Raw genomic sequence first — 11,110 nt, forward strand, 5'->3', positions numbered from 1 at the left:
GCGCACCATTGAAAGGACTCACCCACGATGGTTGCTCAACAGTCGATTACCCGCCATCATGCCGACTGGCTGTCCCTGATTGAAGTCTCTGGCCCCTTCCTGAGCCTGCCGGTGCTGCAGGATGCCTTCCCCCATGGCCTGGATACCAAAGATGATGAGGCCGAGACGCGCCGTCGCCTGCGCCTGGCCTATGAGGAGTGGGCCGATAACCAGGAGGGCACCCGCCCCGATCCGGCCATCCACCATCAATGGCTGCGCTTTGTGCTGGAGGAGCTGCTGGATATGCGCCCGGCGGCGATCCTGGAGGGGCAGCAGCTGCCGCCCTCCCTGAGCCTGGAGATGAAGGAGTATGGCGAGACATTGCGCCCGACGCTGGCGATCAAGTCTCCCCATGAGCCGAAGCCGCGCCTGCTGGTCCAGCTCTATCCGAAGAATCAGAATCTGCGCAAGCCGGTGCCGGGCAAGGCCTGGAATGCTTATCCGGAGACGCGCATGATGGAGCTGCTGCGCAAGAATGATGTGCGCCTGGGCCTGCTGACCAATGGCGAGCACTGGATGCTGGTGGATGCCCCCGCCGGTGAGACGACCGGCTACTATTCCTGGTATGCCTCGTTGTGGTTGGAGGAGAAGGTGACGCTGCGCGCCTTCCATAGCCTGCTGGGCATGCGGCGCTTCTTTAATGTCGAGGAGGGCAAGACGATCGAGGCGTTGCTGGCGGAGAGCGCCAGCAAACAGCAGGAGGTAACGACGCAGTTGGGCGACCAGGTGCGCCGCGCCGTCGAGGTGCTGGTGCAGACGCTGGATCGCATCGACAAGGATAGTGGCCGCGATCTGCTCAAGGATGTCCCGGAGACGCAGCTATATGAGGCGGCGCTGACCGTGATGATGCGCCTGGTCTTCCTGCTCTCGGCCGAGGAGCGCAAGCTGCTGCTGCTGGAAGATCCGACCTATGACCACAACTATGCGGCCTCGACGCTGCACCAGCAACTGCGCGAGCAGGCCGACCAGCAGGGCGAGGAGGTGCTGGGCCTGCGCTACGATGCCTGGAGCCGCCTGCTGGCCCTCTTCCGCATCGTCTATGGCGGACTCACACACGAGAATCTCAGCCTGCCCGCCTATGGTGGCCGCCTCTTTGATCCCGATCGCTTCCCCTTCCTGGAGGGCCGGGCCACTGACAGCAGCTGGCGCGAGACACCGGCCAATCCGCTGCGCATCGATAACCGTACCGTGCTCTATCTGCTCAACGCGCTGCAATACCTGCAGGTACCCATGGGCGGCGTGGTGGAGCCGCGCCGCCTCTCGTTCCGGGGTCTGGATATCGAGCAGATCGGCCACGTCTATGAGGGTCTGCTCGACCATACCGTCAAGCGCGCGACCGCGACGATCCTGGGCCTGCAGGGCAGCGACAAGAGTGAACCCGAGCTGCCTCTGGAGGAGCTGGAACAGAGGGCCGGCAAGGGTGAGCAGGTGCTGCTGGCCTACCTCAAGGAGGTGACGGGACGTGGCGAGCCGGCACTGAAGAAGGGACTGGAGCTGCGTCTGGAGAAGCAGCAGGAGCGCAGCCGCCTGATGGAGGCCTGCGACAACCAGCAGGAGATCTTCCAGCGCGCGCTGCCCTACGCGGGCCTGCTGCGCAAGGATACCTTCCAGAACTACACCATCATCACGGCCGGCTCGGTCTACATGACCCACGGCAGCGACCGCCGCGACACCGGCACCCACTACACGCCCAGGAGCCTGACCGAGCCGATCGTGCAGCACGCCCTCGATCCCCTGGTCTACATCGGACCCGCCGAGGGCTGGCCCGAGGAGCAGTGGCAGCTGCGCGGCGCCGCAGAGATCCTCAGCCTGACCGTGTGCGACATCGCCATGGGTTCCGGCGCCTTCCTGGTGCAGGCCTGCCGCTACCTCTCCGAAAAGCTGGTCGAGGCCTGGGAGAAGACCGACCGCGAACTCAACATCAACCGCGTGCCAACCATCCCACAGCATATCCCTGGCGGCCAGCTCTCGCAGGGCGCGGCCAGCGAAGAGCTGATCCCCCTCGACCGCGAGGAGCGCCTGGTCATCGCCCGCCGCCTCGTCAGCGAGCGCTGCATCTACGGCGTCGACGTCAACCCGATGGCCGTCGAGATGGCTAAGCTCTCCATGTGGCTAATCACTCTCGCCAAAGGCCAGCCCTTCACCTTCTTAGATCATGCTTTGAGATGCGGCGACTCACTCCTGGGCGTCAGCGATAGTCAGCTTGAAAACTGGTCTATGGATGCAGAACAAAAGGAATTCAGCCAAAAGGATTGGATCCAAACAGTAATTAAAAATGATCTGCCCAAAGTAACCGGGCTACGCGAGCAAATCAGAAAATTACATGAACATGATATTACTGGGATAGAGATAAAAGAAAAACTTTTGAAAGAAGCTGATCAGGTGATGGAGATCATCAAGCTTGGGGCAGATTTGCTAATTGCCATAGAACTAAGTGACACTGTAAATCAGAAAAACCTCCAAATGACATTAAGTGATAGATACCTATTATTAATGCAAGCTTTTAATGAAGGAATGTTTCAGAGTTCACATAAAGAAGTAAGAGAAGCAAATAACATAGAATTCAAGAAGCTCCGTAGCCAAGTTGATGTGTTACTCAACAAACGTAGACCATTTCACTGGCAATTGGAGTTCCCAGAAGTGTTTATTAATGAAGATGAAAAAAATGGTTTTTCAGCAATAATGGGAAATCCTCCTTTTCAAGGAGGGCATCTCATCACAGGTACCCTTGGAACAAATTACAGAGATTATATGGTACGTAATCTTGCAAAAGGCAAAAGAGGTCGTGCAGACTTATGTGCATATTTCTTCTTAAGAGCCAACAAATTAACAAAAAATCATGGTATGAATGCATTAGTCGCAACAAACTCAATTTCACAAGGCGACACAAGAAAAGTAGGGCTTGAACAGATTGTCAAAGACGATCAAAAAATTGTTCGCACTATCACAAATCAAACGTGGCAAGGAGATGCTAGCATAAAAGTTTCTTATTTATGGATTAGAAAAGGTTCATGGAAAGGCTTTTGTGTTTTAGATAATTTGCCTGTACCAAGTATTTCACCTTTTCTAGCACCAAGCTTAAAATCACAAGAAAACCCATTTAAACTTATAAATAACACCGGCAAAGCATTCAAGGGATCCTTTGTACTTGGTATGGGCTTTGTTTTAAATCCTGATGAGGCAAAAAAGCTCATAGAGAGAGATGAAAAAAACAAAGAAGTAATATTTCCATACTTAAATGGAGAAGATCTAAATTCACGTCCTGATCAATCACCAAGTCGTTGGATCATTAATTTCTATGATTGGCCCCTTGAAAAAGCTGAAAATTACTCTGATTGCATAGAAATAGTACGTAAAAAAGTTAAACCAGAAAGAGATCTTCTTGGATTAAAATCCGATGCATCAGCTAAAGGATATGCAAAACTATGGTGGCAATATGGAAGAAAAGGTATAGACCTTTATTCTACAATTGCTGGTATGAAACGAATAATATCTATAGCATTTACTAGTCGAACATGCGCATTTACCTTCATAAACGCTGATATAACATTTTCTGATGCAACAATAGTAATTGCATTTGAGAATGCTCGATATCTATCAGTATTACAGTCATCTATTCATCTCGAATGGGTATTTCGCTATGGTTCTTCTCTGAAAGGAGACCAACGATATACCCCAACAGATTGTTTCGGCACTTTTCCATTCCCACATACATTTGAAAATCTCGAAAGTATAGGAGAGCAATATTACACATATCGTCAATCCATTATGCACCAACGCCAAGAGGGGCTTACCAAAACATACAATCGCATGCATGATCCCAACGAGCAGGCAGAGGATATTGTAAGGTTGCGGGAGTTGCACAAAGAGCTGGATGAGGCGGTGGCGCGGACGTATGGGTGGGATGACCTGAAGCTGGAGCATGGGTTTCATGAGACGAAGCAGGGGCTGCGCTATACGCTCAGCGAGGCGGCGCGGCAGGAGGTGCTGGATCGGCTGCTGCTGCTGAACCATCAGCGGCACGCGGAGGAGGTGGCGGCCGGGCTGGTGGATGAGAATGGGAAGCCGACGGCGAAGTGTAAGAAACTGCTGGCGAAGGATGCCGAGAGCCAGCAGGGCCGCGCCAAAAAGAATGGTACGGGTCAGGATGCCAGCGGCGGTCAGCGGTCCAGCGGGGATGAAGAGGAGCAGCCGGGGCAGGGCCGGCTGTTCGAGCTGTAGCAAGAAAGGATGCTTGTGCGCGATGAGTAAGAAGTGGGAACTCTTGATAAAGCCGGCCTTTCTGGATTATCTGCTCAAGCTGCCGTCCAAAGAGGTGAAGCAGGTACGCGACAAGGTGGAGATGCTGGAGCAGAATCCGCTGCCGGATGGCAAGTTAAAGAAACAGCTGATCTATATGCCGGGCCGCCCATATCGTATCCGCTCCGGCGATTACCGCATCTTCTATACCTTCCAGCAGGATGTGGTCTGCATCTATAAGATGGATGATCGCGACGACGATACCTATAGCGATACGGTGGCCCCCGAGGCCCCGCCGTCGTCCGATGTGCTGGCCGCGCTGGATGTCGAGCATGGCGACGCGGCCAGCAGCAGTTCGCCGCGCGTCGACTGGGATCACGCCTTCGACAGCGCCATCAATTCCAAACCACTGCCGGAGCCGATCACGGTCGAGTTGCTCACGCGGCTGCGCGTACCCGAGCAGTATCACGCCCGCCTGCTGCGCGTCCGGGACCAGGACCGGCTGCTCTCCTGTCCCGGCGTCCCCGACGAGATCCTGCTGCGCATCGACGGCCACATGTTTGATCCCCCCATGGAACAGGTCATCCAGCAGCCCAACCTGGTCCTGTCGGACACCGAGGACCTGCTGCGCTACAAGGAGGGCGAGCTGCTGACCTTCCTGCTCAAGCTCTCGCCCGACCAGGAGCGCTACGCATCGTGGTCGATGGGCGGCACCGGCCCCACCCTGGTCAAGGGTGGACCCGGCACCGGCAAGAGCACGGTGGCGCTCTACCGCATCCGCTCGCTGCTCAATCAACTGCAGGCCAACGGGCAGGCCCAGCCGAGAATCCTGTTCACCACCTACACCAACGCCCTGATTCGCTCGTCGCAGCAGTTGCTCAAGCAGCTGCTCGGCCCCAACCACATCTATGTCGAGGTGGCGACCGCCGATAGCATCATCCACAAGTTCTTGCGCGCGCGGCGGCAGGAGAACCTCTACCAGATCGAGAGCGGCGACCAGCCAAAGAAGTTGCTGACGCGGGCCATCGGCGAGGTTACCTTCAACGGCAACCAGCTGCAGCAGCAAGCCCAGCAGCAGATCCTGCAGCGCATGGGCGGTGACTACCTGATGGAAGAGATCGAGAAGATGATCATCGCGCGCCAGCTCGGCGGTAAAGAGGAATACGTCAAGGCCTCGCGCAGCGGGCGCAAGCTGCGCCTGAACGCCACCCAGCGCACGGCGGTCTGGAAGGTCTATGAGCGCTGGCTGGAGCTGATGAAGGAGCAGGGGATCGAGACCTTCGCGCTGCGCCGCCTGCGCGCCGCCCGCCTGCTCGGTCCCCAGGTGGCGCTGCAGCAGTACGACGCCGTCGTCATCGACGAGGCGCAGGACCTCGATCCGACCGCCCTGCGCGTGCTGGTGGCCTACTGCAAGGCCCCCAACCGGCTCTTCATCACCGCCGACGCCAACCAATCGATCTACGGCAGCGGCTTCTCCTGGTCTGAGGTCCACGAGAGCCTGCGCTTCCAGGGCCGCACCTGCATCCTCAAAGCCAACTACCGCTCGACCGCCGAGATCGGTGAGGCCGCCCAATCCTACCTGAGCCATGGCGCCCTCGAACCCGAGGTCACCGAACCGCAATATATCAACAACGGCCCCACGCCCGATGCGCGCATGGTCGCCCACATCAGCCACGAGGCGCAGTTGCTGACGGCCTATTTCAAGCAGGCTAGTCGCAGCCTGCGCCTGCCCATCGGCTCGTGCGCCGTGCTCTGCCCCAACGAGAACGCCGGCCGCGCCCTGGCCATCGCGCTGGAGAACCAGGGGCTCGAAGCCACCTACATGTCCGGCCGCGAGCTCGACCTGAGCCGGCCCGGCATCAAGGTCATCACCCTCAAATCATCCAAAGGACTGGAGTTCCCGATCGTGGCCCTGGCCGGCTTCACGTCGACCAACTATCCGATCATCCCGGCCGACGCCAGCGACGAGCAGCGCGCCGAGCTCCTCGCCGGCGAGCGTCGCACGCTCTTCGTCGGCATGACCCGCGCCATGCGCGCCCTGATCGTCATCATCCCCCAGGGCGCCACCACGCCTCTATTGGATGGTTTCGATCCCAAATATTGGAATTTGACGCGAAAAATATGATCTCGATTATATATAATCGCCAACGATATCGTGCGGGAAACGATAAATCGCCCGCAACGCCCATAGGTTCGGGCCTTGCGCCCGATTTCCCCTCCCACACGATGACGTCGCTTTTCATGCGATATCGTTTGGAGGTGTCAATGTAATAGGTACCGAGCGGTGCGGGAACGGGGCCGCCACGCTGCGGCGGGCGGCAATCGGGGGCAAGCCCCGAACCTATTGTTTTCGTGTTTATTTTTTCGTTGTCGTGGGGGTGGGGAAATCGGCCGTGAGGGTCGAAATGTGTTTTTTGATTTGTGAGATGCAAAGGATGGGATTTTGGAAACGATCCGTTTGGGTAGAGATTTGGGGACGCCGGCTGAGCTGGCGCGTTTAAATAAATCGTTGCATGCGGGGGAGATTCGGTTGGATTGGCGCGCGGTTGAGCCGACAATTACACCGGAGCAATTGGTGCCTTTGTTGAGGGGGTTGGATCCATCTGACCATATTGAGCAGTTGGGCGGCGATACGCTGTCTGAGGCGCTCAGCGTGATTGTGATGGATGCCTTTAAGCTGGCGGCCGATGATCGCGAGGCGACGGTGATTGGGAAGCCGCTTGAGATTCCGGTGACGCCTCGGTCGACGAGCCGGCCGGAGTTGTGGCTGCCCGAGGATGAGATTGTTGATATTGAAGAGGAGATAGAGGAGGAGGTTGAGATGACGAATAAAGTGAAGGCCGTAACGGGCAAGGTGACAGCGAGCCAGCCGGAGCTGGGGCCGATCCTGCAGGGGCGGGTGCCGACGCCGTATGAGATGCGCAATGAGCTGGAGGATCTGCTGCTGCGCGACCTGCTGGGTCCGGCGGGCGGCGAAGAGGAGGAGGTGGATGAGTTCCGCGTACATGATCGTTACCTGGTGGGGATTCTGGCCCCCAACGAGACTGCCGCTCCGGCGGAGGAGCTGGATAGCCAGGGCACGATCGAGTCCGGTGTGGAGGAGCATGGCGAGCCCGACACCGATGCCTCGCAGACGACCAGACTGAGTCCTTCGTCGATCGGTATGAGCTTCTGCGTCGATCACCAGACCACGCACATCCAGCTCACGGCCCGCTGGGGACAATATATCAAGGCCGAAAGCCAGGTCAAACCCGAAGGGAAGTCGCGCTCGACACAGATCTGGAAGCGCGTGCCGCGTGGCGGCCAGCCGCTGACGATCCAGCTGCGCGCCGGCGCCATCGAGCGCATCGAGCCGGAGCCAGATGAGCAGCCCGAGGTCTACCTCAAGGGGCTGGTGCGCCGCTCGGCCAACTTCTGGATCGTGACGCTCTTCCTGGTCAACGGGCAGCGCATCCTCTCCAAGAGAACAAGCGACTCGTTCTATCTCTTCCAACCCGAGCTGAGCGTGGCCGCCCCCAATGGCGGACCAATCTTCCGCCGCCGTCCATCCGAGCTGCAGAAGATCTACAAAGATGAGGATAAGGCGCTGGCCATGCTCTACCGCAAGCAGGTGGGCTTCGCCATTGGGCACGGCGTCAGCGTCCACGCCGAGACGCTGGCCAAAGATCCGACCTGCGCCTACCAGCTGACGACGCGCTTCATCCCTGGCTATGAGGTGCCGCGCACCGAGGCCCCTACGGCCCGCGATCTGCCGGGCCTGGCCGAACTGTGCCTGGACATGCGCACGCTGGCGCAGGCCGAGAGGTCCGAGCTACCAGGACTGCTGCGGCCGCTGCTCAGCACCTACAGCGACTGGATCGCGCAGCAGGAACGGCGCATCAGCGATCCCCGCGAGGACCTGCAGCTCTACCAGGAGGCGGCACATACAGCTATCGCGCACTGCCGCCGCACCCTAAAGCGCATCCAGCAGGGCATCGACCTGATCAGCACGGACCCGCAGGCGGCCAGCGCTTTTAGCTTTATGAACCGCGCCATGTGGCTGCAGCGCATCCATACGCTGCTGGCTGAGGAGAAGCGGCGCCAGAGCGGCAAGCAGCTAGTCGACATCGATCTGCCCCACAACCGCAGCTGGCGTCCCTTCCAGCTGGCCTTCATCCTGCTCAACATCCCGGCCCTGACCGATCCGACGCACGAAGATCGCCAGGCCGGCAAGGAGGCGCTAGCCGACCTGCTCTGGTTCCCGACCGGCGGTGGTAAGACCGAAGCCTACCTGGGCCTGACCGCCTATACGCTGGGCATCCGCCGGCTGCAGGACGTGATCGAGGGACGCTCTGGCGAGGACGGGGTGGCCGTCATCATGCGCTACACCTTGCGCCTGCTGACGCTGCAACAGTTCCAGCGCGCCGCCGCCCTGATCTGCGCCTGCGAGATCATCCGCCGGGGCGCTCCGTCCACATGGGGCCAGACTCCTTTCCGGCTGGGACTGTGGGTGGGACAGAAATCGACGCCCAACACGACCGACGAGGCGGCGGAGGCCATCACCCAGGCGCGCGAGGCCAGCAAATACAGCGGTGGCGGCAGCGGCAACCCGCGCCAGATCACCCATTGTCCCTGGTGCGGACAGGAGATCGAGACCGGCAAAGACATCATCGTCGAGAGCTACGAAAAGGGGCGCGGCCGCACCCTCACCTACTGTAGCGATCCCTTTGGCGCCTGCCCCTTCAGCCGCGCCAAATCCAACGAAGAGGGCATCCCGGTGCTGGTGGTCGACGAAGAGATCTATCGCCTGCTGCCGGCCCTGCTGATCGCCACCGTCGATAAGTTCGCGCAGTTGCCCTGGAAAGGCGAGACACAGATGCTTTTCGGGCAGGTCGACCAGCGCTGTGAGCGCCATGGCTTCCGCTCGCCCGAGATCAAGGACAGCGACAAGCACCGCCCGGTCGGCCACCACCAGCAGGCCCACTCGTATGCCCACGCGCCACTGCGCCCACCCGACCTGATCATCCAGGACGAACTGCACCTGATCTCGGGTCCTCTGGGCACCCTGGTTGGACTCTACGAGACGGCGGTCGATCACCTGGCCAGCTGGGAGGTCAAGGGACAGCGGGTGCGCCCCAAGGTCATCGCGGCCACTGCCACCATCCGCCAGGCCGGACTGCAGATCGAGGCGCTCTTCATGCGCAGCGTCAATATCTTCCCGCCACAGGGTTTGGACGTTGAGGACAACTTCTTCTCGCGCCAGCGCCAGCCGGGCCCCGACGCACCTGGACGCCGCTACCTGGGCATCTGCGCCAACGGACGCCGCATGAAGGCGGCCCAGATCCGCGTCTACCTCTCGCTACTGGCCGGCGCGCAGGTACTCTACACCAAATACGGCGCGCACGCTGATCCCTGGATGACGCTGGTCGGCTACTTCAACTCGATGAGCGAGCTGGGCGGCATGCGCCACCTCGTCGACGACGACGTCAGCAACCGCATCTGGCGCATGGAGCAGCGCGGGCTAGCCAACCGCTCGCGTCCCAAGGTGCAGGAGCTCACCTCGCGTGTCAGCTCGGTAGACATCCCCGACGTGCTGAGCAGCCTGGAGCAACAGTTCGGTATCGAGGGCGGACCCAGGCCGATCGACGTCCTGCTGGCCACCAACATGATCTCGGTCGGCGTCGACGTCAAGCGCCTGGGCCTGATGGTCGTCACCGGCCAGCCCAAGACAACCTCGGAGTACATCCAGGCCACCAGCCGCGTCGGCCGTAACGCCCCCGGGCTGGTCTGCACCGTCTACAACTGGGCGCGACCGCGTGACCTCTCGCACTACGAGCAGTTTGAGCAGTACCACGCCACCTTCTACCAGCATGTCGAGGCCCTCTCGGTCACCCCCTTCGCGCCGCGCGCCCTGGATCGCGGGCTGGCCGCCCTGCTCGTCAGCATCATCCGCCTGACCGACCAGCGCTTCAACAAGAACGCCGCCGCCGGCCAGGTCAGCGCCGATCCAGCCTTAATCGAGCAGGCTATCGAGGTCATCAGTCAGCGCGCCTATGAGGTAGCCATCGAATCCAGTGAGCGCGTCAAGCAGGACCTGCAAAACCTCAAGGACTACTGGCTCAAGCAGGCCAACACGCACGCCACGCTCAACTACAAACGGGAGCGCAACGGCATGCTCAACCTGCTCAAGGAGCCGCAGCGCGGTAAATGGGAGCCCTTCACCTGCCTGAACTCGATGCGCAACGTCGAGCCAGCCGTCCAACTCCTGATCGACGAACGCAAGCTGGGCGATCCCAACGATCTCGACACAGAGGAAGATACGTCAGAGGAGACAAACTAATGCCCACCACATTCATCAAGAAGCATCCCGTCGGTGAACTACGTCCCAGCCAGCTGATCCTCTCCTATGGCGTCGGCGCCATCGTGGATCTGCCCCACATGTCGACCTTAATCATGGGCATCGACGACTGGGACACGCGCAACTCGGAAGAGATCATGGAGCCGCGCCTGCTGGAGGCCATCCAGTCCGTGATGGGGCCGCAGGTCAAGCACCTGCTGACCCCATCGGCCGCCGAGAAGAGCGGCAAGACGCCCCTGTACGTCGGCGTGCCGGTCGCCGCCTTCCCGCGCTGGATGGTCTGCCCCTCCTGCCGCCTGCTCGCCTCGATCGACGACGGCTACTTCGAGCTGCAGGCCAACGACTTCCATCCCGACCGCACCGGCTATCGCCACATCAACTGCCCCAAAGGCAAAAAGCCGATGGTCGTCCCCTCGCGCTTCCTCATCGCCTGCGAGGGAGGCCACCTCGACGACTTCCCCTGGCACCACTTTATCCACGGGGCGCGCCCATGCA

The 11,110-nt window shown here is 59.7% G+C and carries 5 protein-coding genes; 4 read left to right on the forward strand and 1 reads right to left on the reverse strand.

The window, feature by feature from the left end; translation table 11 throughout:
- Positions 1 to 18: 18 nt before the first annotated feature.
- Positions 19 to 393: a hypothetical protein gene (locus tag JMI88_RS35215; RefSeq protein WP_201366712.1), complete on the reverse strand. Its 375-nt coding sequence runs from the start codon at positions 391 to 393 to the stop codon at positions 19 to 21.
- On the opposite strand from JMI88_RS35215, the gene JMI88_RS35220 reads away from it, so the two are divergent.
- The 4 genes from JMI88_RS35220 to JMI88_RS35235 all read left to right on the forward strand — a co-directional run.
- Complete coding sequence (locus JMI88_RS35220; RefSeq protein WP_201366713.1) at positions 361 to 4,260, forward strand: Eco57I restriction-modification methylase domain-containing protein; 3,900 nt, start codon at positions 361 to 363, stop codon at positions 4,258 to 4,260. The genes JMI88_RS35215 and JMI88_RS35220 overlap by 33 nt on opposite strands.
- 22 nt (positions 4,261 to 4,282) lie before the next feature.
- Positions 4,283 to 6,403: a UvrD-helicase domain-containing protein gene (locus tag JMI88_RS35225; protein WP_201366714.1), complete on the forward strand. Its 2,121-nt coding sequence runs from the start codon at positions 4,283 to 4,285 to the stop codon at positions 6,401 to 6,403.
- Positions 6,404 to 6,721: 318 nt separating this feature from the next.
- On the forward strand, positions 6,722 to 10,597 hold the full coding sequence (gene drmA, locus JMI88_RS35230) for a DISARM system helicase DrmA (RefSeq protein WP_201366715.1): 3,876 nt from the start codon (positions 6,722 to 6,724) through the stop codon (positions 10,595 to 10,597).
- The coding region (locus JMI88_RS35235) for a DUF8724 domain-containing protein (RefSeq protein WP_201366716.1) at positions 10,597 to 11,110 on the forward strand (514 nt) is incomplete at its 3' end. The genes drmA and JMI88_RS35235, both read left to right, overlap by 1 nt.

It is taken from the genome of Dictyobacter formicarum (genome assembly GCF_016587435.1).